Genomic DNA, 21,653 nt, shown 5'->3' with positions numbered 1-21,653 from the left:
CAATAAACCTGCCGTCTCACTTCACCTTCACCCTCCCCCCTTGCGGGGGAGGGACGGGTTGGGGGTGGTGCATTACCCTCGACGTCGTGGACACCCCCCTCCCCTGACCCTCCCCCGCAAGGAGGGAGGGAGATACCATTATGTGGGTGGTGTTGCAGTTGAGGGGGGTTTGCAGGAGGCGCGGCAAGACGCTATCTAACGGGCGGTTTCTTCAGCATCGGCGGCTAAGAAGCGAAAACTCCACCCTCGTGCGCGGACGACCGCGGCATCGGGGCGGCTCTTTGCGTTGCCCAGGCTGGCCGGTAAGGCCTATCGAAACAAGAGACGCGGCATGGCTAAAACACTCTATGACAAGATCTTCGACGATCACGTGGTCGAGCGCCAGGATGACGGCACCTGCCTGCTCTACATCGATCGCCACCTTGTCCACGAGGTGACGAGCCCGCAGGCGTTCGAAGGCCTGCGCATGACCGGGCGCAAAGTGCGCGCACCGGAGAAGACGCTGGCCGTCGTCGACCACAACGTGCCGACAACGGACCGCACGAAGGGCATCGACGACGACGACAGCCGCATCCAGGTGGAGACGCTGGCGCAGAACGCGCGCGACTTCGGCGTCGAGTACTACAACGAGCTCGATAAGCGGCAGGGCATCGTCCACGTGGTCGGGCCGGAGCAGGGCTTCACGCTGCCCGGCACGACGATCGTATGCGGTGACAGCCATACCTCGACGCATGGCGCCTTCGGCGCGCTGGCGCACGGCATCGGCACCTCGGAAGTCGAGCACGTGCTCGCCACGCAGACGCTGATCCAGCGCAAGGCGAAGAACATGCTCGTCTCGGTGGACGGGCAACTGCCGAAGGGCGTCGGCGCCAAGGACATCATCCTTGCCATCATCGGCGAGATCGGCACTGCCGGCGGCACCGGCCACGTCATCGAATACGCGGGCGAAGCCATCCGCTCGCTGTCGATGGAAGGGCGCATGACCGTCTGCAACATGAGCATTGAAGGCGGGGCTCGGGCGGGCATGATCGCGCCGGACGAGAAGACCTACGAATTCATCAAAGGGCGCCCGAAGGCGCCGAAGGACAGCGCATGGGACGCCGCCATGCGCTACTGGGAGACGCTACACACCGACGAGGGCGCGCACTTCGACGCCGTGGTGGAGCTCGATGCGGCGAGCCTGCCGCCGATCGTCACCTGGGGCACGAGCCCTGAGGACGTGGTGTCGATCGCGGGCCTCGTGCCCGACCCCGCGAAGGTCGACAACGAGAACAAGCGCGCGTCGATGCAGCGGGCGCTGGATTACATGGGTTTGAAGCCCGGCACGCGCATGACCGACGTCGGTCTCGACGTGGTGTGGATCGGCTCGTGCACGAACGGACGCATCGAGGATCTGCGCGCGGTGGCGAAGATCGTCGAGGGCAAGAAGATTTCCGATCGCCTTGCGTATGCGATGATCGTGCCCGGCTCGGGCCTCGTCAAAGCGCAGGCGGAAGCGGAAGGCCTCGACAAGATCTTCAAGGATGCTGGCTTCGAGTGGCGCGAGCCGGGGTGCTCGATGTGCCTCGGCATGAACCCGGATCAGCTGAAGCCGGGACAGCGCTGCGCGTCGACGTCGAACCGCAACTTCGAAGGCCGGCAGGGACGCCTCGGGCGCACGCATCTGCTGTCGCCGGTGATGGCAGCCGCGGCGGCGCTCGAAGGGCACTTCGTCGACATTCGCTCGTGGAACGGCGGGCCGGCCTAATCGGCCTTCTGTCATCCGGAAGCGCCAAGCGTTGCGCGGCGCTCTGCGGGCTTATTTGCGGTCGGCGGGGAGGTCCCACCAGGGGCGGCTGGCCTCGCCGACGGCGTCGGCTCGTGAAACCGCGAAATCCTTGAGGGCGGCGTCGCCGAGGCGCATGAGCTCCCGCCGCTCGCGGGCCACCTGGTTGGCGCGCTCGACGAACCTGAACAGCTTTGCAAAGCCCGACCCTGAACGGCGGGAGAGGGTCCTGATGCCGCTCCCTTCCTCTTCTGCCTCTGCCATCGATTCTCCTCCCACGATGCTGGCAAGGCGTATCTAGGGGCGCCACTTCCATAAACATATCGAATGTTTATGATGCTTCGCATCATGGTTGCTTATGGTGCTCCGCGATGGCAGCCCTCTCCCGAAATATCGACGTTGCCCTGCTGCGCGCCTTCGTGGCGGTGGTGGAAACGGGGAGCGTGACGCGGGCGGCGCACTTGCTCAATCTCACGCAGGCGGCCGTGAGCCAGCAGCTGAAGCGGCTGGAAGAGCTATTCGGCGTGGCGCTGTTCGACCGAAGCAATCGCGCGCTGCGCACCTCTGCGGAAGGCGAGCGGTTGCTGCCGCATGCGCAATCGATGCTGACGATGAACGATGCGGTTTGGGGATTGATGAGCAAGCCGCACTATGAGGGCGAGCTGCGTGTCGGCGTGCCCCACGATGTGGTGGAGCCGAACCTGCCGCCGGTGCTCAAGCGGTTCGACAGGGCGTGGCCGCGGGTGCACGTGACGCTGATCTCGGGCATCACGGTCGATCTTCTGGCGGCGCTCGAGGCGGGCGAACTCGACGTTGCGCTGTCTACGCTGCCGGACACGCCCGACAAAGCCGAGCTGCTGCTGCGCGATCCGTTGGTGTGGGTGGGCGCGCCGGGCGGCCAGGCGCATTTGCGTCAGCCGCTGCCGGTGTCGTTCGGCAGCGCCGCGTGCGCGTTTCGCGCCTCGGCGCTGGCGGCGTTGGCCGCGGCAAGGCGGGACTGGCGCCCGGTGTGCGAAGCAACCGTGCTCGACGCCGTCAAAGCCACGCTCTATGCCGACACGGCCATCGCGCCGATGCTGCTGTCTGCGGTTCCGGCCGATCTCACGGTGCTGGAAGCCGCGGACGGTTTGCCGCAATTGCCGCCGTTCTGCATCAACATGCATTTTCACCGCAGCGGGCGCTCGGCCGTGGCCGAGGAGTTCGCGGCGTTCGTGCGGCAGGAGTTCGCCTCGCGTTACGGCGAGCGGCGGCAGGCGGCGTCAGCTGCCACGGAACAGATTGAACTGGGGCGTCCATGAAGCGATCGCTGGTGCAAGAGCAGTTCGGCGTTTCCGCGTCCGACTATGCCAGCTCGGCCGTGCACGCGCGTGGGCCAAGCCTGCAACGCCTCGTCGACGTCGTGGCTGCGCAATCAACTTGTCGCGCGCTCGATGTCGCGACCGGCGCGGGCCATACGGCGCTGGCGTTCGCGCCGCTCGTCGCGCATGTCGTTGCCTCGGATATCACCGACGAGATGCTCGCGGAGACTGCGAGGCTGGCGGTGGAGCGCGGGCTCGCCAATGTCGAGACGGCGAAGGCGGATGCCAGCAAGCTGCCTTTCGAGGATTCGAGCTTCGACCTCGTTACGTGCCGACTGGCGGCGCATCACTTCCCGGACCCCGGTGCGTTCGTTGCGGAAAGCTGGCGCGTGCTGCGCCCGGGCGGCACTTTCGCGCTGGTCGACAACGTCAGCCCGGACGAGGCCATGCTGCCGCTCGCAACGCCGGCCGAGGTGATGAATGCGGCGCGGGCGTTCAACATCTACGAGAAGACGCGCGATCCGAGCCATGCGCGAGCGCTGACGGTCGACGAATGGCACAGCCTGATGCAGCGGTCCGGCCTTGCGGTCGCCAGCTCCGAGCTGTTGGACCAGCACATTCCGTTCGAATCGTGGACGCAGCGCATGCGGTGCACGCCCGAGACGGTCGAGGTGCTGAGGTCTATGCTGTTCGACGATGACCTCCTACGTACATTCCTGCGCCCGCGCGAGGAGAACGGCGGGCTGGTGTTCACGCTGCAGGAAGCCATCATCGTCGCGAAGAAACCAGGATGACCATGCAAACGACAATGAACTGGGAGGGCATCGCCGCCCCCGACCTCGCGACGTTCGAGGAGATGGCGCTGATCGCCTGGGAGCGGCTGCCCGATGCCTTCCGCGCGCCCGCCGGCGACCTGCTCATCCGGGTGGAGGACTTTGCGACCGATGAAGTGCTGGATGCACTCGACATCGACGATGCGTTCGACCTGCTCGGCCTTTATCAGGGCGTCAGCCTAGAGAAGAAGAGCTTGCTCGATATCGCGCCGCAGCCGGACATGGTGTTTCTCTACCGGCGGCCGCTGCTCGACGAGTGGGCCAACTCGGGAGAGACGCTGGGCGACCTCATCACGCATGTGCTGGTGCACGAGGTGGGCCATCACTTCGGCTTTTCCGACGACGACATGGCGCGAATCGAGGCAGCTGTGGGCAACTGAGATATGCAAGCGGCAATCGGGATGACGCGTCGTAATCCTAATGCGAAATTTGCATAGCTCGCCCCGCAAGCTTGTAAGTGGATCGGTTCGGCGCCATGCTAAAGGGAGAGGGCTATTTCGGGATTCCACGAGTTTGCCGATGATTATCCGCCGCGGCGCGCGCCGCTTGGCCTGGGGCCTCATTGCATTGCTGGCATTGCCGGGTCCGGTGTTCGCACAGGACCCGAAGACGCCGACGCCTGAGGACTACATCGCGCATACGAATGGCGAAGCAACGTTCATTCCCGCCGGAGAGTTCAAGCTCGACGGCATCACGATGTATTGCGGCACGCGGCCGACCGTGATCGACAACAATCTCGACGACTACGGCGCGGCCTATCCCGGCTTCCTGATCATGAACATGCGGCTTTTATCGCGCGTATCGACGCCGGTGAAGCTTTGGATCTACTCGCACGAGTGCGGGCATCAGTTCCGCGGGCCAGACGAGGAAACCGCGGACTGCTTCGCCGTGCAGCGCGGCCGGCGCCAGGGCTGGCTGTCGCCGGGCGGCGTCGATGAAATCTGCCAGTTCATTTCGCCGGCCAAGGGCGATGCCATGCATTTTTCCGGCTCGCACCGGTGCGAATACATGCGCCAGTGCTTTTCTGAATTCGGCATCCGCTGAAGCTGGCTGTGCCGGCTGCGGCCGATCGGCTAGGCAAGCAACTTTCCAAGCTCGCAAGCGCTTTCCGGGATGGGCGAGAATGTGCCCCACACGGAAAGCCGATAGGATCCCTCAGGATGGTGACGCTGCTCGGGCTGCTGGCCGGTTTGATGACGACGGTCGCCTTCGTGCCGCAGGTGATCAAGACGTGGCGCACGCAGGCGACGCATGACATTTCGCTGGCGACGTTCGCGATCTTCACGACCGGCGTCTTTGCGTGGCTGGTCTATGGGATCGTGATCCGGGATGCGCCGCTGATCATGGCCAACGCGGTCACCTTCGTGCTCGCCGGCACGATCCTCTACCTGAAGATCAAGAATGGGTAGGGTCGGGTTCCCGATCGGCGATTATATACTTGACGCATACTGGCATGCCACGTTCCCGAGCGGGCACTTTCGGGGCGATTGATGGGTGATTCCGGCCAGAAGTTCCCGAGCGGGAATATTGGGCGTTGAAGGGGCGGCTGCGGGTGCCTATGTTCCCGATCGGGAATATGGGGTCGCGCTAAGGGGCGAATCCGGTTATAAGTTCCCGATCGGGAATTTATGGGCTGCCGGAGCTTGATCCGGGCCTCCATGTTCCCGAGCGGGAACTCCGGGAGACTTGGGTCATGGCAGAGAAGCCAACAACAGATCGCCCCGCCACGGAGCTGGAGAAGGCGGCGCGCGCGCAGGCGCAGCAGCTCGGGGCCATGGTACGCGAGCGGCGCGAGGCGCTGGGGATGCGTCAGGATGACGTCGCGTTGGCAACCGGCGTCGGCCATCGCTTCATCGTCGAGCTGGAAGCAGGAAAGCCCTCCTGCCAGCTCGGGCGGGCGCTGGTCGTTGCGGCGGCGGTGGGCCTGCGCCCGTTCGATCTGATGAGCGCCAACAACGGCGACGACAACGCGCTGCTACCGGACCTCGCCGACGATCTGCCCGACATTGCGGACGACGATCATGGCTGAGCTGCCTGTTTTCTATGAGAGCCGGATGGTCGGCAGCATTCTGGTGCAGAGCGACGGGCCGAGTTTCACCTATGCGCCCGAATGGCTGACGACGCGCGGCGCGTTTCCGATCTCGCTGCTGATGCCGCTGTCGCCGCGGCGGGTGCCGGCGCGGCTGTTCCTGCCGTGGGCGGCGAACCTGCTGCCGGAGTCGACGCAGTTACGCGCCATCGGACTGCAGCTGGGCGCGGCGCCGGAAGACGTGATCGGCATCCTGTCGGAGCTGGGCCGCGATACCGCGGGCGCGCTGTCGATCGGCAAGCCGGGCACGACGAGCACGCACGACTGGAAGCCGATCCCCAACGACAAGGCGCTGGAGAAGATCCTCAACGAGCTGCCGTCGAAGCCGTTTCTGGTGGGCGAGGATGGCGTGTCGATGTCGCTCGCCGGCGTGCAGACGAAACTGGGCGTCGCCATCGACGAGAAGGGGCGCATCTGCGTGCCGATCAACGGTGCGCCGTCGACGTGGATCATGAAGCCCGATTCAGAGCGGTTGTTCGGTGGCGTGCAGAACGAGGCGCTGTGCCTGGTGCTGGCGAAGCGGCTCGGTCTCAACGCACCGGAGGTGACGACGGGAAAGGCGGGGAAGCGCACCTACCTGATGGTGAAGCGCTATGACCGCGTGGAGCAGCAGGGGCGGTGGCGGCGTCTGCACCAGGAGGATTTCTGTCAGGCGCTCGGCAAGCCGCCGTCGGCGAAGTACGAGTCGAACCAGACCGGCGTGCCGGGGCCGACGCTGGCGGAAATATTTGCGACGACACGCAATGCGATGCAGGCGCCGGATGTCGTCAACCTGCTCGACTACGTGATCTTCAACGTGCTCGCGTGCAACACGGATGCGCACGCGAAGAACTATTCGATGATGATCTCCGGGCGCGGTTTCAAGCTGGCGCCGATCTACGACATCATGTGCGGTGAAGCGTGGGAGCACGTCACGCGCAACATGGCGCAGAAGATCGCGGGGAAGAACCGCGGCGAGCATCTGAAGCGCCGTCACTGGCAGCGGTTCGCGGCGGACGTCGGGCTGAATGCCGGCCGGCTCCTTGCGCGTGTCGAGGTGCTGGCGAAGGGTGCGCTCGCCGAGGCGCGCAAGGCGGGTGATGACGTTGCGGCGATGCCGGCGGGCGGTCACCCCCTGATCGAGACGGTGGCGGGCGCGATCGAAAAGCGCGCGCGGGCGCTGTTGTCAGGGCTATCCGATGACGCGGGCGCAGAGCCGGACGCTCCGCCGTTGGCGAAGACAAAGCCAGCAGCGAGCAAAGGCCGGCGTGTGTCGAAGCCCAAAGCCGCGCGGCCTGCTTAGAGCGTAATTCAGCGGCTAAAAATCACCCGTGGCGGGTGCCCGCTCGCAACGTCATCCTCGGGCTTGTCCCGAGGACCCATCCGTCCTCTCGCGACGAGCGTCGGAAATGCGGAGCCGTGGATCCTCGGCATGAAGCCGAGGACGACGGAGTGTTGCGAGTGCCTAGAGACGTTTGCGGAAGCTGGCGTGGATGGCCACCTTCGTGGCCATGACGGAGTGCAGGCTAGTCGCCAACTTCAGCGGACGCGGCGGGGGTTCTTGTAGAGATCGAGCTCCTGGGCATCGAGCTTGGGCTTGACCTTGCCTTTGACGATGTCGCGCCAGAGGCGGCGCATATAGCGGCGGCAGTCGCTGTTGAAGACCTGCATGGCGCTGAAGAACTGCAGCACCGTCAGGAGCCGGCGGTCGGCATGCTCGACCTTCACCTTGCCCTTCCACTTGCCGCCGATGGAGAACACCTTGCCATCGAGGTGGCCGATCTTCTTGCCCTGCTGGTCGTAGAGCGTGTAGTCGCCGCCGAGATTGATGAAATCGCGCTTCAGCCGATAGAAAATCGGCTGGCCGTCGGCGTCGGGAATGAAGAAGCCGAAGTGCTCGGGAAGGAATGGCCACTTGTTGGCCGAGCGCTCGAGGTAGACGACGAAGTCGTCCTGGTCGGTGTTGATGGAGAAGACCATCACCGGCTCGCCGCGTGCAGCAATCGTCGACTGCAGCGAGCGGCCGATCATCAGGTCCATCGTGGCGCGCCAGTTGAGGTTGTCGGTGAAGAGCTTGAAGACGAGGCGCTTATCGTTCGCTTCGCCCTTCTTCCAAGTGTCCTCGCGATAACCGATGAGGCCGGTGCGCTCGCCGCCTTCAGTGACATCGGCGAAGATGTCCATGTCGGAAGTAAACTGGCGCGACTTGGCGCGGTTGCGCGTGTGCTTGTAGATGCCGAACTCAGTGGCGTTGAGGTCGGTGATCCAGATGTCGACGATGAAGTGGTAGTAGCCCTTCTTGATGGCCTTGGCGGCGGTCGCTTTGGTGACGCCTTTGACCTTCGTCACCTCGCCGCGGGCATCATTGGCCGCATCGGAGACGGCGGCGTCGGTGCTTGCATCAGCCCGAGCTGCGACAGCGTTCATGCAATGGCCTCCAGCTAGCGAATCAGTTGCTGAAGCCTAGCATCGGGTTGCGCTTGCAAATTTGGCAGCCGCGATTTCGCTTTGGAAAACCGCACCTAGAGCTTCGGGCGGTGGCCGAAGATGTCCGACTCGCAACTCGCCCCATCACTGTCGTCACGGCCGCGCAGGCGGCCGCCTCCGCCAGCTTCAGCATACCCACCGCTGCGACGGTCTTGCGAGAGACCGGATGCTCGGGCCCTCCCCAACGTGCGTCGCGCGCGCCGATGTTTGTGTGGATGGCCACCTTCGTGGCCATGACGGAGTATGGAGGCGACGTCTACCTCAGCCGGGCACTCGCGGACGGTGGCCGAAGATGGCGCTGCCGACACGGACGTAAGTCGCGCCGAAGGCGACGGCGGTTTCATAGTCGTCGCTCATGCCCATGGAGAGGCCTTTGAGACCGTGCTCGGCGGCGAGCTTGGCGAGGAAGGCGAAGTGGATCGCAGGTTCCTCTTCGACTGGGGGGATGCACATCAAGCCTGCGATCTCGAGCTTAAACTCATCGCGACAGAGGCGCAGCAGCTCAGGCAGCTCGGCGGGGGTGGCGCCGGCCTTCTGCGGCTCCTCGCCAGTGTTTACCTGGATGAACAGCTCCAGCGGCTTTCCTTGCTTTTGCATCTCCTCGGCGATGGCGCGGGCGATCTTCGGCCGGTCGATGGAGTGGATGGCGTCGAACAGCTCGACCGCCTCCTTGGCCTTGTTCGATTGCAACGGGCCGATGAGATGCAGGCGCACATCGGGGTACTCGGTGCGCAAGGCCGGCCACTTGGCCTTGGCCTCCTGCACACGGTTTTCGCCGAACTGGCGCTGGCCGGCGGCGAGCACCGGCAGAATCTCCGGCGCATCAAAGGTTTTCGAGACGGCGATCAGCCTGATATCGTGGGAAGCGCGGCCGGCTTCCTCGGCCGCCGCCGCGATCTTTGCCTCGACCTCGGCGAGCTGCCCCACGGCTCCGCCCGCCGCTTCTGTGTCTGATGTCATCGGACCGCCTTGACCAAAGGTGCTTTAGGGCTCATTACGCCGCTCAAAGCCGCTAAATCCTGAGAGTTTGACGCCGTATGGCTACTCAATACGACGCGCCCGCACGCGAAAAGCATTGGCAAGAAGTCTGGGAGAAGGCGGATATTTTCCGCGCTTCCAACAACGACAAACATCCCAAGTGCTACGTGCTCGAGATGTTCCCTTATCCTTCGGGGCGCATCCACGTCGGGCATTCCCGCAACTACACCATGGGCGACGTCTTCGCACGCTACAAGCGCGCCAAGGGCTTCAACGTGCTGCACCCCATGGGCTGGGACGCGTTCGGCATGCCGGCCGAGAACGCCGCTATGGAGCGGAAGGTGCATCCGGCGGAGTGGACCTACCAGAATATCGACACTATGCGGCGGCAGCTGAAGTCGATGGGCTTTTCGCTCGACTGGTCGCGCGAGGTTGCCACCTGCTCGCCGGAATACTACCGGCACCAGCAGAAGCTGTTTATCGACCTTCTCAAGAAGGGTCTCGCCTACCGCAAGTCGTCGAAGGTGAACTGGGACCCGGTCGATCACACTGTGCTCGCCAACGAGCAGGTGATCGACGGGCGCGGCTGGCGGTCGGGTGCGCTGGTCGAGCAGCGCGAGCTGACGCAGTGGTTCTTCCGCATCACCGATTATGCCGACGAACTGCTGGAGGCCCTCGGGACGCTCGACAAGTGGCCGGAGAAGGTGCGCCTGATGCAGGCGAACTGGATCGGCCGCTCGGACGGTCTCATGGTTCGCTTCGCGCTCGACAAGAAGACGGCGCCGGAGGGGGAATCGGAGGTCGAGGTCTATACGACGCGGCCCGATACGCTGTTTGGCGCATCGTTTGTGGCGCTTTCCCCCGATCATCCGGTGGCGAAGGCCGCGGCCGCGAATAATCCGACGCTGGCCAAGTTCTGCGAGGAGTGCCGGCACATGGGCACTTCGGTTGCGGAGCTGGAAACGGCGGAGAAGCAAGGCTTCGACACCGGCATCCGTGCCGTGCACCCGTTCGACAAGAACTGGACGCTGCCGGTCTACGTCGCCAACTTCATCCTGAAGGACTACGGCACGGGCGCCATCTTCGGCTGCCCGTCGGGCGACCAGCGCGACCTCGATTTCGCGCGCAAGTACGACCTGCCGTTCAAGCCGGTGATCCTGCCGCCGGGCGAAGATGCAGCGACGTTCGCCATCAACGAAAAGGCCTATGACGGCGATGGCGTGATGATCAACTCATCGTTCCTCGACGGCATGACGACAACGGAGGCGTTCGAGGAAGCAGCGGCGCGGCTGGAGAAGGCCAAGCTCGGCAAGAAGCCCGTGGGCCAGCGCAAGGTGAACTACCGTCTGCGCGACTGGGGCATCTCGCGCCAGCGCTATTGGGGCTGCCCGATCCCGGTGATCCATTGCGAAAAGTGCGGGACGGTGCCGGTTCCGGAGGCCGATCTGCCCGTGGAGCTGCCGAAGGATGCGACCTTCGACAAGCCGGGCAATCCGCTCGACCGGCATCCGACCTGGAAGCACGTAAAGTGTCCGACGTGCGGCGGAGAAGCGCGCCGCGAGACGGACACGATGGACACGTTCGTCGACTCCTCGTGGTACTTCGCGCGGTTCACGTCTCCGCAGGCCGAGGTTCCGGTCGAGAAGGACGCTGGCGCCTACTGGCTGCCCGTCGACCAGTACATCGGCGGCATCGAGCACGCGATCTTGCATCTGCTCTATTCGCGCTTCTTCACGCGCGCCATGTGCGATACCGGAAACCTGAAGCTGTCGCAGAACGTGCGCGAGCCGTTCGCCGCGCTGTTCACGCAAGGCATGGTTACCCACGAGACCTACAAGTCGCGCCATGGCGGCTGGCTGCAGCCGACGCAGGTGCGGCTGGAGGGCGAGGGGCCCGGGCGCAAGGCGTTCGAAATCGCGACCGGCGAGCCGGCGGTGATCGGCTCGATCGAGAAGATGTCGAAGTCGCGCAAGAACACGGTCGATCTCGACGATTTCGTTTCCCGCTACGGCGCCGACGTTGCCCGCTGGTTCGTGCTGTCGGACAGCCCGCCGGAGCGTGACGTGATCTATACGGACGTCGGCGTCGAAGGTGCGCGGCGGTTCGTGCAGCGCATCTGGCGTATCATCGACCAGGGTGCCGAAGCGGCCGTGCCGGCGAGAACGCCGAAGCCCGACAGCTTCGGGCCGGAAGCGACAGCTTTGCGCCGCGCGACGCACAAGGCGCTGGATAACGTCGCCCGCTCGATCGAGAGCCTGCGCTTCAACGTGGCGGTGGCCCAGGTCTACGAGTTCGCAAATGTTCTCTCGTCCACCCTGGGGAAATCGGGGACAGATTTCGGTTGGGCGCAGCGCGAAGCGCTCGAGTTCCTGGTGCAGATGATCGGCCCGATGATGCCGCATTTGGCCGAGGAAAGCTGGGCGCGGCTCGGATACAACACACTCCTGGCCAATCAGGCGTGGCCGGAGGCGGATCCGGCGTTGCTCGTTGACGATACGATTACCATTGCCGTACAGGTGAATGGTAAGCGGCGGGATGAATTGACGATTGCCCGAACGGCTGATCGCGGCGAGATCGAGGCGGCAGCGCTCCAATTGGACGCTGTGCAGCGCGCTCTCGAAGGGCGACCAGCAAAGAAGGTCATCGTCGTGCCGCAGAAGATTGTGAATGTCGTCGTGTAGGCCGAGCACGGGGGACGGCGCTTGAACGCTAGCCGCCGAGGGACGATCCGGGTTTTGTTGGTGTGTGCCGCGGCATCCATGCTCGTGGCAGGCTGCGGTGATTCCGGATTCCGTCCAATGTACGCTTCGAGCGCCCTAACCGGCGGCCCGAACGTCAGTGAAAAGCTTGCTCAGCTCGATATCGCGCCCATCCCGGGCCGCGTCGGGCAGCGGCTGCGCAACGAGCTGATCTACCAGTCGACCGGCGGCGGACTTGCGCAAGAGCCGGTGTATCGGCTCGAAATCGTCATCCGCGAGTCGCTGACACCGACGCTGGTGCAGCAGGACGGTAACTCGTCGGGCAGCGTCTACAACCTCAACACCACGTTCCGCCTGGTACGGCTCTCCGACAAGTCGGTTGCGCTGCAGGGGCAGAGCACCGGACGCGTGGCGTTCCAGCGCTTCGACAGCGTGTTCGCCAACGTGCGCGCGCGTGAGGATGCCGAGGATCGCGCGGCCAAGACGGTTGGCGATGAGTTGAAGGGCCGTCTCGCAGCCTATCTCTCCGGCGCCGCCTGATCGCCTCGTCGTCGCTTGCTTCCATGTTATAGAGCGCGCCTGCAATCGGACGCGCACACACCATGGTCGCCATCAAAGCACATCAGGCGAATGCCTTTCTGAATCCGCCGGGGCCCAAGGTCCCGGCAGTGCTGTTCTACGGCACCGACGTCGGACTCGTCGCCGAGCGCGCGCAGAAGCTCGCGGCGCTGGTGGCGGCGCGCGACACCGGCGAGATCGTGCGGCTGGACGATAGCGATCTCGACACCGATCCCGATCGCCTAGCGGTCGAACTGCAGACAATCCCGATGTTCGGCGGCTCGAAGGTGGTGCGCGTTTCCGCGGGCCGAAAGATCAACGCCGCAGCGCTGCAACCGCTGATCGACAGCAATACGCTCGCGGCCACACTGATTGTGGAGGCAGGCAATCTGAAGCCGTCCGACTCCATGCGGGCGCTGTTCGAAAAGTCTGCTACGGCGGCGGCGGTCGCCTGCTATGGGGACGAAGCCGCCGACATCGAAGGGCTCATTCGCGAGGTGCTTCAGGCGCACGGCCTCGGCATCACGTCGGACGCGCGCGAGCTGCTGGTGGCACGCATGGGCGCCGATCGTGTCATGTCACGTGGCGAGATCGAGAAACTTGCCCTTTACGCATCCGGGAAGCATGAAGTCGATGCCGCTGACATCGAGGCGATCGTGGGGGACGCCTCGGAGCTTGCCATCGACCGGACGCTCAATGCTGCAGTGTCAGGCGACGGGAAACGGGCGATCGAAGAATTCTCGCGCGCGGTGGCCTCAGGTGAAAGTCCGCAGATGGTCATCGCGGCGTTGCAGAGGGCCCTGCAGCGTCTGCATCGCATTCGCACAGATCTCGACGCTGGGGCCTCGTTCGAGGATGTCATGCGTCAGCAGCGGCCGCCCGTGCACTTCAAGCAAAAGGATGCCCTGGGGCTTCAGTGCCGCATGTGGAGTTCGCCGCGGCTCACTCACGTGCTGAAGCGGACAGCCGCGGCGGCGAAGGCTGCGCGGCTCAACTCGGCGCTCGAAGAGGCTATCACCGAGGAATTGCTGCTAGCTGTGGCCTCCTTGGCGCGGCAACGCGCAGGGCGCGCCTAGGGCCTCCGACTGGTTAACCTCTCCAATGGCTTGTTTTGACGAGCAAGGCTGGCGACTTGTCCCGGGCGGCCGGGTGCCTATAGTGCGCCCATCTCGAAATCGGGGGGATCATGCAAGAGACGCGGTACGACGTTGTCGGCATTGGCAATGCGATCGTCGACATCATCGGGCGCTGCGACGACGGTTTCCTGTCGAAGCACGACCTGGCCAAGGGCTTCATGCGTCTCATTGATGCCAGCGAGGCGGACAGGCTCTATGGGCTGATGGGCCCTTCGATCGAACGGTCAGGCGGCTCCGCTGCCAACACGATTGCGGGTCTTGCTTCATTCGGCGGGCGTGGTGCCTTCATCGGGCGGGTAGCCGACGATCAGTTCGGAAAGGTGTTCTGGCACGACATCCATTCGGCAGGGGTGGCGTTCGATACGAGCCCGGCGGCGAACGGGCTGCCGACTGCCGTTTGCCTGATCCTCGTCACGCCCGATGGCGAGCGCACGATGAATACGTTCCTCGGTGCAAGCACCGAGCTCGGCGTCGATGAACTCAATACAGAGATGATCAGCGCGGCGAAGATCACGTATCTGGAAGGCTATCTGTTCGACAAGCCGGAGGCGAAAGCCGCGTACTACGCCGCGGCTGAGATCGCGACGAAGGCGGGTCGCAAGACGGCGCTGTCGCTGTCCGATGCGTTCTGTGTGGACCGGCATCGCGCCGACTTCCGCAAGCTGATCAAGGACGGCACCGACATCCTGTTCGCCAACGAAAAGGAGATCACGGCCCTCTATGAGGTGAACAGCTTCGATGAGGCCGTGGCGAAGGTTCGTGGTGAATGCCAGATCGCCGTGCTGACGCGTTCAGAGGCCGGGTCGCTGATCGTCACGGCGAACGAGACCGTCGACGTACGCCCGGTGCGTGTTGCCAAGGTGGTCGATGCGACGGGCGCGGGCGATCTCTACGCGGCAGGCTTCCTCTATGGATATACGCGCAACCTCAATCTGGCGGACTGCGGGCGGCTCGGGAGCCTCGCGGCGGCGGAGGTGATCAGCCATATTGGTGCGCGCCCCGAGCGTCCTCTATCCGCGATCGCGCAACAGGAAGGCCTGCTGCCGGGCTGACGCCTGCCGTGGCGTTGCGTCAGGTTCGCGATGCAAAGCGAGGGTGCAATTGGGCCACAATAACCACCGATTGCATCGTCTCGCTGCTACAAGACATTTATTCTCCCTGGCAACGCACTGACTCACCAACATAATCCCTACAGACATCTGAGCGATTCGGGTTCGATCCCGATCGATTTCGTTGAAGGTCATGGGGACCGATTGCATGCCGACCATGCAGCCGCGTTATGGGCGTCCGAGGGGCAGTGGCCTCGACGACAGTCAGCAGCTCGAGAGCATCGCTGCTCTACTTGCGGCCAATCCGGCACTCAAGCCAACGACCGCAATCCGCTCACTTGGCGTCGAAGATCCATCCGCCATTCGCCGGCTGCGCGACAAGTTTCGCGTGGAGCAGGCGAAACTGATGGCGAATGCGCGCCCTGAATTCCACAACATTGGACATTCCCAGACGCGCCGGGGGCAGCCTCTGCGCTCGGCGGCCTCACGACGGCAGCTCAAGAGTGTCCGCAGCAACGTTCCGGCCGGTCTTCCCAAGCCGCCGGACAACGATATCGCCGCCGAACCCGCTCGCGTAGCGACGCAGCCGCCGCTGCTCGCCAACTGGTTTGACTTTGGGCTTCGAGCGATGACGACGGCGATAGACCAGCATGCGGTGCTTGCCCAGCACTGGCTGCGTCACCCTGCGGTGGAGAACGCCGTGCGAGCCCAGCTCGCAGTCGGTTCCTTTCTCGTTGCGGTCAGTTCACCGCGAAAACCGCTGACGCCGCGCACTCATTGAGCGGCATCTCCTGCACATCGACCTAGAGCTAGAGCACGTCACTTGACGGGCCGCCTCCCCAAGGCGGCCCTTTTTTTGCCCGGCGACGTCTGCTCGCAGACGAGCTCAGAGCTTGCGCAGCGCGACGGATTCGATGTGGTGGTCGGCGGCCTTGCGCAGGATCAGACGCGCGCGCTGGCGAGTCGGGATGATGTTCTCCTCGAGGTTCCGGAGATTGATCGAGCGCCAGATATCTCGCGCGCGGGCGACGGCGGCATCGGGCGAAAGGCTGGCGTACTGGTGGAAGTATGCCGCGGGGTCGCGGAATGCGGTGGTACGCAAGCGCATGAAGCGGGCGACGTACCACTCGCCGATCACTTCGGGTTCGGCGTCGAGGTAGATCGAGAAATCGAAGAAGTCCGACACAAAGGGGATCGCCTGGCCATCGCGCGGCATGCGCGCTGGCTGCAGCACGTTGAGGCCCTCGACTATGAGAATGTCGGGGTTCTCGACGACGACTTTCTGGTCAGGGAGGATGTCGTAGTGAAAGTGGGAATATACTGGCGCTTCAACGCGTTTTACGCCTGACTTCACACTCGCTAGGAAGTTTAGCAAGCGCGCGGTGTCGAAGCTTTCCGGGAAGCCTTTGCGGTCCATGATCTGACGGCGCTCCAGCTCTGCATTAGGCCAGAGGAAGCCGTCGGTGGTGATCTGGTCGACGCGCGGATGATCGGGCCAGCGGGCAAGCAGGGCTTTCAGCACACGAGCCGTGGTGCTCTTGCCGACCGCAACCGAGCCGCCGACGCCGATGATGAATGGCACTTTTCCGTCGGTGCGGCCGAGAAACTTCGACGTGACGGAATGGAGCTGCTGGGCGGCGGCAACGTAGAGATTGAGAAGGCGCGACATTGGCAGGTAGATCGTCTCGACCTCGTCGACCGAAAGCTCTTCAATGAGGCCGGAGAGCTGCTCGAGCTCGCTCTCCTTCAGGGTCATTGGGGTGTCGGCGCGCAGGCGGGCCCATTCCTCGCGCTGGAAAACGCGGTAGGGCGAGAACTGGAGGTCTTCGCGGTTCGGCATCGGGGCCAGCGGGCAGGGGCCTGATTGTTATTCGTTATATCAACGCTTAGTCCGCTCTGCCTTTTCTTTCAAACCGGACGTTCCCATCCGTTCGTCCAAGACGGCCAGAACGTCGGCGAGCGCTACGTTGCGGCTCTCGAGCAAAACCAGCAGGTGATAGAGAAGGTCGGCGGCCTCTCCCGTTAGTGCCTCGTCACTTTCGCCGACCGCGGCGATGACGGTCTCGACGGCTTCCTCGCCGAGCTTTTTGGCGCAGCGCGCAGGGCCCGCATCGAGCAGCTGACGCGTATAGGAGCTGTCGGCGGCCGCCTCGCGGCGGTCCTTGATGGTGGCCGCGAGTTGCAGCAACACGTCGCTCATGTGGCGATCCTCAACGGGCGCAAGGGGTTACTGCGCCCGGCAGATGCAGCAACAGGGGCCTCGCGTCAAGCCGAGCGGCCCTTTCTGGCCGTCCGGTCAGCCGCCGAGGCGCTGGCGGATGTAGTCGAGCTGGTCGAAGTTGCCGAACTTGATGACGAGGTTGCCGCTCTCGCCGGAGCCGCGTTTGATCTCGACCTTGAGGCCGAGAATGTTCGACAGATCCTTCTCGAAGGCTTTGGTGTCGGGGTCTTTCTCGCGCGGGGTGCGGGGCACGGGCATCGCGGGCGGAATGACCTCGCCGCTTTGGACGAGGGCCTCGACCTCACGCACGTTGAGGGCCTGGTCAATGATGCGCTGAGCCAGCTGGTCGGCGTCGTCGCGGCCGATGAGAGCCCGGGCGTGACCGGCGGTGAGGCGGCCGTCCTGGACCATGGTCTGGACGCCGTCGGGCAGCTTCAAAAGGCGCAGCGTGTTGGCGACGTGGCTGCGCGACTTACCGATGATCTCGGAAAGCTGCTCCTGGCTGTAGTCGAATCGCTCGACCAGCTCGCGATAGCCGGCGGCTTCCTCGATGGCATTGAGGTCGGCGCGCTGCACGTTCTCGATGATGGCAAGCTCGAGCACCTCGCGGTCGTCGAGGTCGCGAGCGATCACGGGAACGGTGTGAATGCCAGCGAGCTGAGCTGCGCGCCAGCGGCGTTCGCCGGCGACGATCTCGTAGCCGTTACCGTCAGGCGCGGGGCGCACGATGATTGGCTGGACGAGGCCCTTGGAGCGAATCGAATCAGCGAGCTCGGTCAGGTCCTCGTTGCGAAACTCCTTGCGCGGATTGAGCTTGCTGGGGCGAACTTCCACCGTCGGCACCATGCGCTGCTCGCCCTCGGGTGGAAGATGCACGCGCCCGGGCTGCATCGGCTCCCCGATGAGCGAGGCAAGACCGCGTCCGAGGCGGCTCTTCTGCATTGGTGCGTTCATGGTTCCTCTGGGCGTTAGCTCTGTTTGAGCCTAAGTTTTGTCGTGCTTCTCATCGGAAAACCGGTTCCCACTTTTCCGGAAGCACTCTAGGCCGCCTGGTTACGACGCTCGCGCTCGATGATCTCGGTTGCGAGTTTGATGTAGGCCTGACTGCCTGCGCAGTCGAAATCGTAGAGAAGAATGGGCTTTCCGTGCGATGGCGCCTCGGCGACGCGGGTGTTACGCGGAATGATGGTCTCGTAGACCTTGGGGCCGAAGAAGGCGCGGACGTTTTCGGCAACTTCGCGCGAAAGCGACGTGCGCGCGTCGTGCATCGTCAGAACGACGCCCTGGATTTCCAACGACGGATTGAGCGTCGCTCTGATCTGGTCGATCGATTCCTTGAGCTGCGAAATACCTTCCAGCGCGAAGAACTCGCACTGGACGGGAACGAGAACGGCGTTGGCGGCCGAAAGGGCATTCAGCGTCAGAAGATTGAGCGAAGGCGGGCAGTCGATCAGCACGTAATTGAAGCGCTGATCTTCCGGCAGGGCCCGCTGACGCGCGATCATGGCGCCAACTGCGTCACGCAGGCGGAACGGCCGATTCGCATCAGTGAGCTCAGCTTCGATGCCAACAAGGTCGTTGTTGGCGGGAACGACGTAGAGACCGGGAACAGCCGTGGGCTGGGCACATTCGATCAAGCCGATGCCGCCGGTCAGAACGTCGAAACTGGTTTTCGGGCGGGCCTCGATGTCGATCCCGAGGCCCGTTGAAGCGTTGCCCTGCGGATCGGTGTCGATAACCAGAACGCGCTCGCCAATGGAAGCCAGCGCGGTGCCGAGATTGATGGCGGTGGTCGTTTTGCCGACGCCGCCCTTCTGATTGGCTATTGCCAGAGTCCGGGCCTCTCCCGGACGCGTCGTGCTCATCGCCGTTGACCCTCCTGCTTAGCCTGCAGCGCCCGGACTACGACGATTCGAGCACCGGCATCTGTCAGGCTGGGCTGCAGCGCACTTTCGAACGCCCACCGCTCCCTGGCCGCATCAACTTCCGTTTCGGCTTCGCGGCCCTTCAGAAACAGCCCAGTTGTATGGGCGGAGAAGGCCGGAGCCGCTAATTCAAGCAGACGCGGCAAGGGCGCCAACGCGCGTGCGGTGATCACGTCGACAGCGCCAAGCTTAGTTTGAGTCGCAACTTTTTCGATTCGCTCGGGTTGGATGTCCACAGCTGCTCCAGTGCGACGGGCGACTTCGCGGAGAAAAGCGGCCTTGCGGGTGTCGCTTTCGACCAGGGTCATCTTAGCCCCTACCTGTTCTGCGAGGAGAATCCCCAGAACGAGGCCGGGAAAGCCGGCGCCGGAACCCAGATCGAGCCAATTCCGAGCTTCGGACGGCGCCAAGGCGAGCAGCTGAGCGGAATCGGCGAAATGGCGATGCCAGATGTCGGCCAGGGTGCTCGGGGCTACGAGATTTATCGTTTTTTGCCACTGGCGGAGCAGGGCTTCGTAGGCAACAAGTTTCTCAATCGTTTCACGTGAAACGCCGAAAACACGAGCGAAATCAGCGGGCGAATCGATTTTTGCGGGGGGAGCTGCGCCCATCAGGCGGATTTCCGAGCGGGGGCCGATTTCAGCTGGGCGAGGACGAGAAGAAGGGCCGCGGGCGTGATCCCATCTATGCGGGCGGCGTGAGCGATCGTGGCCGGGCGGTGCTTATCGAGCTTCTGGCGAACCTCAGTGGAAAGGCCCGGCAGGGCTGTGTAGTCGAAGCCCGGAGGAATGGCGAGGGCCTCGTCCCTGCGCAGCGCGGCGACGTCGAGATCCTGGCGCTCGACGTAGGCGGCGTAGCGGGCATCGACAGCCACCTGGGCAGCGACAGCGGGCGACAGGGCAGCAATTTCCGGCCAGATGGCGGCGAGACGGGCGATGTCGACGTTGGGCAGGGCCAGAAGCTCGAAGGCAGTGCGGCGGCGGCCATCGCGATTGACGTCGAGGCCGTGACGGCCAGCTTCGGTCGGCGTGAGAGATAGCTTTAAGATAAGCTCAGATGCCACTGACAGCGCTCGCTCTTTTTCATCGAACGCCGCGCGTCGTTCCGGGCCGACGCAGCCGATGTTAAGGCCGAGCGGGGTGAGGCGTTGGTCAGCGTTGTCGGCGCGCAGGCGCAGGCGGTACTCGGCCCGCGAGGTGAACATGCGGTATGGCTCGGTGACGCCGCGGGTGACGAGGTCGTCGATCATGACGCCAAGGTAGCCGTCGGCGCGGGAGACGACGAAGTCCGGCTCGCGGCCGCCGGCGAGGATGGCGGCGTTGATGCCGGCGGCGAGCCCCTGGGCGGCGGCTTCCTCGTAGCCGGTAGTGCCGTTGATCTGACCTGCCAGAAACAGGCCTGGCAAGCGGCTAACCTGAAGGCATGGGGTCAGCTCGCGCGGGTCCACATAGTCATACTCGATGGCGTAGCCGGGCCGCTTGATGACGGCGTTTTCCAGCCCCGGCATGGTGCGGATGAAGGCTTCCTGGACGTCGGCGGGCAGCGAGGTCGAGATGCCGTTGGGATAGACGGTGTCGTCGTCGAGGCCCTCAGGCTCGAGGAAAACCTGGTGGGTCTCACGGCCGGCGAAGCGGACGACCTTGTCCTCGATTGAGGGGCAGTAGCGGGGGCCGGTCGACGAGATCTGCCCGGAATACATGGCCGAGCGGGCGAGGTTGGCGCGGATGATGGCGTGCGCCGCCTCGGTCGTACGGGTGATGGCGCAGGTGACCTGGGGCGTGGTGATCCGGTCGGTCAGAAACGAGAAGGGGACTGGAGGGTCGTCGGCGGCCTGCTGCTCCAGGCTGTCCCAGGCAATCGAGGCCTTCGACAGGCGGGCCGGAGTGCCGGTCTTGAGGCGACCGAGCTGAAGGCCGAGGGCGTAGAGACGGTCTGAAAGCTTGAGGGCCGGGGCTTCACCGGCGCGCCCTGCAGCGATTTTCTGCTCACCCAAGTGGATGAGACCATTGAGGAACGTGCCGGTAGTCAAGACTACGGCGCCGACGGACAGCTCGCGGCCATCGCCCGTAACGACGCCGCAAACGCGGCCATTGGATACGATCAGGTCCTCGACGCCACCTTCGACGACCTCGAGGTTCGGCGTGGCCCGGATCGCGGACTGCATGGCGGCTCGGTACAGCTTGCGGTCGGCCTGGGTGCGCGGGCCCTGGACGGCGGGGCCCTTAGACCGGTTGAGGAGGCGGAACTGGATGCCGGCGGCGTCGGCGACGCGGCCCATAAGACCGTCGAGGGCGTCGACCTCGCGCACGAGGTGGCCCTTGCCAAGGCCGCCGATGGCTGGATTGCAGGACATTTCGCCGATGGTAGCGAAGGCGTGGGTCACGAGGGCTGTGCGGGCGCCCATGCGCGCGGCTGCGGCCGCGGCTTCGCAGCCGGCGTGGCCGCCGCCCACAACGATCACGTCGAACTTGGCGTCTGACATCTGCAAAATCCGGGTGTTGAGCGGCGAACCTAATGGAGAGGCCGCGCCGAATCAAAGGGCCGGAACGTGGTTAAGAGAGTGTTTCACGTGAATCAGCGGGCGCACGGGCTCGCAATGGGCAAGAGCCTGATGGAAGGTTTCACGTGAAACGTTT

Annotated in this window: 22 protein-coding genes; 13 read left to right on the top strand and 9 right to left on the bottom strand. The window is 64.3% G+C overall.

Annotated elements, in window-relative coordinates; translation table 11 throughout:
* The first annotated feature begins 331 nt into the window (after positions 1-331).
* A complete protein-coding gene (leuC, locus tag ACP15D_RS11900) occupies positions 332-1,747 on the top strand; it encodes a 3-isopropylmalate dehydratase large subunit (RefSeq protein WP_424957705.1) in 1,416 nt (471 codons plus the stop codon).
* 51 nt (positions 1,748-1,798) lie between these two features.
* Here leuC and ACP15D_RS11895 read toward each other — a convergent pair whose 3' ends face one another.
* Positions 1,799-2,029 carry a DUF1127 domain-containing protein gene (locus ACP15D_RS11895; RefSeq protein ID WP_424957704.1) on the bottom strand — a complete coding sequence of 77 codons (231 nt, stop codon included), beginning with the start codon at positions 2,027-2,029 and terminating at the stop codon, positions 1,799-1,801.
* Positions 2,030-2,136: 107 nt separating this feature from the next.
* Between ACP15D_RS11895 and ACP15D_RS11890 the strand changes: the two genes are divergently transcribed.
* The 7 genes from ACP15D_RS11890 to ACP15D_RS11860 all read left to right on the top strand — a co-directional run bounded on the left by ACP15D_RS11890 (position 2,137) and on the right by ACP15D_RS11860 (position 7,267).
* Positions 2,137-3,063, top strand: coding sequence for a LysR family transcriptional regulator (locus ACP15D_RS11890; RefSeq protein ID WP_424957703.1), 927 nt, complete (start codon positions 2,137-2,139; stop codon positions 3,061-3,063).
* Positions 3,060-3,857 (top strand): class I SAM-dependent methyltransferase, encoded by a 798-nt coding sequence (locus ACP15D_RS11885; protein WP_424957702.1) that lies wholly within the window; start codon positions 3,060-3,062, stop codon positions 3,855-3,857. Before ACP15D_RS11890 ends, ACP15D_RS11885 begins: the two co-directional genes overlap by 4 nt.
* A gap of 2 nt (positions 3,858-3,859) precedes the next feature.
* Positions 3,860-4,276, top strand: a complete 417-nt coding sequence (locus tag ACP15D_RS11880) for a metallopeptidase family protein (RefSeq protein WP_424959226.1) — start codon at positions 3,860-3,862, stop codon at positions 4,274-4,276.
* A 139-nt stretch (positions 4,277-4,415) separates the two neighbouring features.
* Positions 4,416-4,940: a hypothetical protein gene (locus ACP15D_RS11875; protein ID WP_072369996.1), complete on the top strand. Its 525-nt coding sequence runs from the start codon at positions 4,416-4,418 to the stop codon at positions 4,938-4,940.
* A gap of 116 nt (positions 4,941-5,056) precedes the next feature.
* Positions 5,057-5,305 (top strand): SemiSWEET transporter, encoded by a 249-nt coding sequence (locus tag ACP15D_RS11870; protein WP_072369993.1) that lies wholly within the window; start codon positions 5,057-5,059, stop codon positions 5,303-5,305.
* Positions 5,306-5,589: 284 nt separating this feature from the next.
* Positions 5,590-5,925, top strand: coding sequence for a helix-turn-helix domain-containing protein (locus ACP15D_RS11865; protein WP_072369990.1), 336 nt, complete (start codon positions 5,590-5,592; stop codon positions 5,923-5,925).
* Entirely contained in the window at positions 5,918-7,267 is a 1,350-nt protein-coding gene (locus ACP15D_RS11860) for a type II toxin-antitoxin system HipA family toxin (protein ID WP_424957701.1), read from the top strand. The genes ACP15D_RS11865 and ACP15D_RS11860 overlap by 8 nt, the downstream gene beginning before the upstream one ends.
* A gap of 236 nt (positions 7,268-7,503) precedes the next feature.
* Here ACP15D_RS11860 and ACP15D_RS11855 read toward each other — a convergent pair whose 3' ends face one another.
* Both ACP15D_RS11855 and ACP15D_RS11850 read right to left on the bottom strand, forming a co-directional pair.
* Complete coding sequence (locus ACP15D_RS11855) at positions 7,504-8,391, bottom strand: hypothetical protein (protein WP_424957700.1); 888 nt, start codon at positions 8,389-8,391, stop codon at positions 7,504-7,506.
* Positions 8,392-8,712: 321 nt separating this feature from the next.
* On the bottom strand, positions 8,713-9,411 hold the full coding sequence (locus ACP15D_RS11850; protein WP_424957699.1) for a YggS family pyridoxal phosphate-dependent enzyme: 699 nt from the start codon (positions 9,409-9,411) through the stop codon (positions 8,713-8,715).
* A 77-nt stretch (positions 9,412-9,488) separates the two neighbouring features.
* On the opposite strand from ACP15D_RS11850, the gene leuS reads away from it, so the two are divergent.
* The 5 genes from leuS to ACP15D_RS11825 all read left to right on the top strand — a co-directional run bounded on the left by leuS (position 9,489) and on the right by ACP15D_RS11825 (position 15,652).
* Positions 9,489-12,110 (top strand): leucine--tRNA ligase, encoded by a 2,622-nt coding sequence (gene leuS, locus ACP15D_RS11845; RefSeq protein ID WP_424957698.1) that lies wholly within the window; start codon positions 9,489-9,491, stop codon positions 12,108-12,110.
* A gap of 117 nt (positions 12,111-12,227) precedes the next feature.
* A complete protein-coding gene (locus ACP15D_RS11840) occupies positions 12,228-12,668 on the top strand; it encodes a hypothetical protein (RefSeq protein WP_424957697.1) in 441 nt (146 codons plus the stop codon).
* Positions 12,669-12,730: 62 nt separating this feature from the next.
* On the top strand, positions 12,731-13,762 hold the full coding sequence (gene holA / locus ACP15D_RS11835; protein WP_424957696.1) for a DNA polymerase III subunit delta: 1,032 nt from the start codon (positions 12,731-12,733) through the stop codon (positions 13,760-13,762).
* 110 nt (positions 13,763-13,872) lie between these two features.
* The gene (locus ACP15D_RS11830; RefSeq protein ID WP_424957695.1) at positions 13,873-14,874 is read left to right on the top strand and encodes an adenosine kinase; all 1,002 of its coding nucleotides are present in this window, start codon (positions 13,873-13,875) and stop codon (positions 14,872-14,874) included.
* Between the two features lie 205 nt (positions 14,875-15,079).
* Positions 15,080-15,652 (top strand): hypothetical protein, encoded by a 573-nt coding sequence (locus ACP15D_RS11825; RefSeq protein ID WP_424957694.1) that lies wholly within the window; start codon positions 15,080-15,082, stop codon positions 15,650-15,652.
* Positions 15,653-15,757: 105 nt separating this feature from the next.
* On the opposite strand, the gene coaA is transcribed toward ACP15D_RS11825, so the two are convergent.
* The 6 genes from coaA to mnmG all read right to left on the bottom strand — a co-directional run bounded on the left by coaA (position 15,758) and on the right by mnmG (position 21,499).
* Complete coding sequence (gene coaA, locus ACP15D_RS11820; protein WP_424957693.1) at positions 15,758-16,711, bottom strand: type I pantothenate kinase; 954 nt, start codon at positions 16,709-16,711, stop codon at positions 15,758-15,760.
* A gap of 39 nt (positions 16,712-16,750) precedes the next feature.
* Positions 16,751-17,071 (bottom strand): phosphoribosyl-ATP diphosphatase, encoded by a 321-nt coding sequence (locus tag ACP15D_RS11815; protein ID WP_424957692.1) that lies wholly within the window; start codon positions 17,069-17,071, stop codon positions 16,751-16,753.
* Positions 17,072-17,167: 96 nt separating this feature from the next.
* A complete protein-coding gene (locus tag ACP15D_RS11810; RefSeq protein WP_424957691.1) occupies positions 17,168-18,046 on the bottom strand; it encodes a ParB/RepB/Spo0J family partition protein in 879 nt (292 codons plus the stop codon).
* 86 nt (positions 18,047-18,132) lie between these two features.
* Positions 18,133-18,957 carry a ParA family protein gene (locus ACP15D_RS11805; protein ID WP_424957690.1) on the bottom strand — a complete coding sequence of 275 codons (825 nt, stop codon included), beginning with the start codon at positions 18,955-18,957 and terminating at the stop codon, positions 18,133-18,135.
* On the bottom strand, positions 18,954-19,628 hold the full coding sequence (gene rsmG, locus ACP15D_RS11800; protein WP_424957689.1) for a 16S rRNA (guanine(527)-N(7))-methyltransferase RsmG: 675 nt from the start codon (positions 19,626-19,628) through the stop codon (positions 18,954-18,956). The genes ACP15D_RS11805 and rsmG overlap by 4 nt, the downstream gene beginning before the upstream one ends.
* Positions 19,628-21,499, bottom strand: a complete 1,872-nt coding sequence (gene mnmG / locus ACP15D_RS11795; RefSeq protein ID WP_424957688.1) for a tRNA uridine-5-carboxymethylaminomethyl(34) synthesis enzyme MnmG — start codon at positions 21,497-21,499, stop codon at positions 19,628-19,630. The genes rsmG and mnmG overlap by 1 nt, the downstream gene beginning before the upstream one ends.
* Positions 21,500-21,653 lie beyond the last annotated feature (154 nt).

It is taken from the genome of Hyphomicrobium sp. 1Nfss2.1 (assembly GCF_965243865.1).
GTDB lineage: Bacteria > Pseudomonadota > Alphaproteobacteria > Rhizobiales > Hyphomicrobiaceae > Hyphomicrobium_A.
Note: the sequence above shows the minus strand (reverse complement) of the source record. Positions and strands in the feature narration are given on the sequence as shown.

What these genes read in the sequence shown, in the direction of transcription:
- leuC (WP_424957705.1), top strand. Translation starts at nt 332, where the DNA reads ATGGCTAAAACACTCTATGACAAGATCTTCGACGATCACGTGGTCGAG.
- ACP15D_RS11895 (WP_424957704.1), bottom strand. Translation starts at nt 2,029, where the DNA reads ATGGCAGAGGCAGAAGAGGAAGGGAGCGGCATCAGGACCCTCTCCCGC.
- ACP15D_RS11890 (WP_424957703.1), top strand. Translation starts at nt 2,137, where the DNA reads ATGGCAGCCCTCTCCCGAAATATCGACGTTGCCCTGCTGCGCGCCTTC.
- ACP15D_RS11885 (WP_424957702.1), top strand. Translation starts at nt 3,060, where the DNA reads ATGAAGCGATCGCTGGTGCAAGAGCAGTTCGGCGTTTCCGCGTCCGAC.
- ACP15D_RS11880 (WP_424959226.1), top strand. Translation starts at nt 3,860, where the DNA reads ATGCAAACGACAATGAACTGGGAGGGCATCGCCGCCCCCGACCTCGCG.
- ACP15D_RS11875 (WP_072369996.1), top strand. Translation starts at nt 4,416, where the DNA reads ATGATTATCCGCCGCGGCGCGCGCCGCTTGGCCTGGGGCCTCATTGCA.
- ACP15D_RS11870 (WP_072369993.1), top strand. Translation starts at nt 5,057, where the DNA reads ATGGTGACGCTGCTCGGGCTGCTGGCCGGTTTGATGACGACGGTCGCC.
- ACP15D_RS11865 (WP_072369990.1), top strand. Translation starts at nt 5,590, where the DNA reads ATGGCAGAGAAGCCAACAACAGATCGCCCCGCCACGGAGCTGGAGAAG.
- ACP15D_RS11860 (WP_424957701.1), top strand. Translation starts at nt 5,918, where the DNA reads ATGGCTGAGCTGCCTGTTTTCTATGAGAGCCGGATGGTCGGCAGCATT.
- ACP15D_RS11855 (WP_424957700.1), bottom strand. Translation starts at nt 8,391, where the DNA reads ATGAACGCTGTCGCAGCTCGGGCTGATGCAAGCACCGACGCCGCCGTC.
- ACP15D_RS11850 (WP_424957699.1), bottom strand. Translation starts at nt 9,411, where the DNA reads ATGACATCAGACACAGAAGCGGCGGGCGGAGCCGTGGGGCAGCTCGCC.
- leuS (WP_424957698.1), top strand. Translation starts at nt 9,489, where the DNA reads ATGGCTACTCAATACGACGCGCCCGCACGCGAAAAGCATTGGCAAGAA.
- ACP15D_RS11840 (WP_424957697.1), top strand. Translation starts at nt 12,228, where the DNA reads ATGTACGCTTCGAGCGCCCTAACCGGCGGCCCGAACGTCAGTGAAAAG.
- holA (WP_424957696.1), top strand. Translation starts at nt 12,731, where the DNA reads ATGGTCGCCATCAAAGCACATCAGGCGAATGCCTTTCTGAATCCGCCG.
- ACP15D_RS11830 (WP_424957695.1), top strand. Translation starts at nt 13,873, where the DNA reads ATGCAAGAGACGCGGTACGACGTTGTCGGCATTGGCAATGCGATCGTC.
- ACP15D_RS11825 (WP_424957694.1), top strand. Translation starts at nt 15,080, where the DNA reads ATGCCGACCATGCAGCCGCGTTATGGGCGTCCGAGGGGCAGTGGCCTC.
- coaA (WP_424957693.1), bottom strand. Translation starts at nt 16,711, where the DNA reads ATGCCGAACCGCGAAGACCTCCAGTTCTCGCCCTACCGCGTTTTCCAG.
- ACP15D_RS11815 (WP_424957692.1), bottom strand. Translation starts at nt 17,071, where the DNA reads ATGAGCGACGTGTTGCTGCAACTCGCGGCCACCATCAAGGACCGCCGC.
- ACP15D_RS11810 (WP_424957691.1), bottom strand. Translation starts at nt 18,046, where the DNA reads ATGAACGCACCAATGCAGAAGAGCCGCCTCGGACGCGGTCTTGCCTCG.
- ACP15D_RS11805 (WP_424957690.1), bottom strand. Translation starts at nt 18,957, where the DNA reads ATGAGCACGACGCGTCCGGGAGAGGCCCGGACTCTGGCAATAGCCAAT.
- rsmG (WP_424957689.1), bottom strand. Translation starts at nt 19,628, where the DNA reads ATGGGCGCAGCTCCCCCCGCAAAAATCGATTCGCCCGCTGATTTCGCT.
- mnmG (WP_424957688.1), bottom strand. Translation starts at nt 21,499, where the DNA reads ATGTCAGACGCCAAGTTCGACGTGATCGTTGTGGGCGGCGGCCACGCC.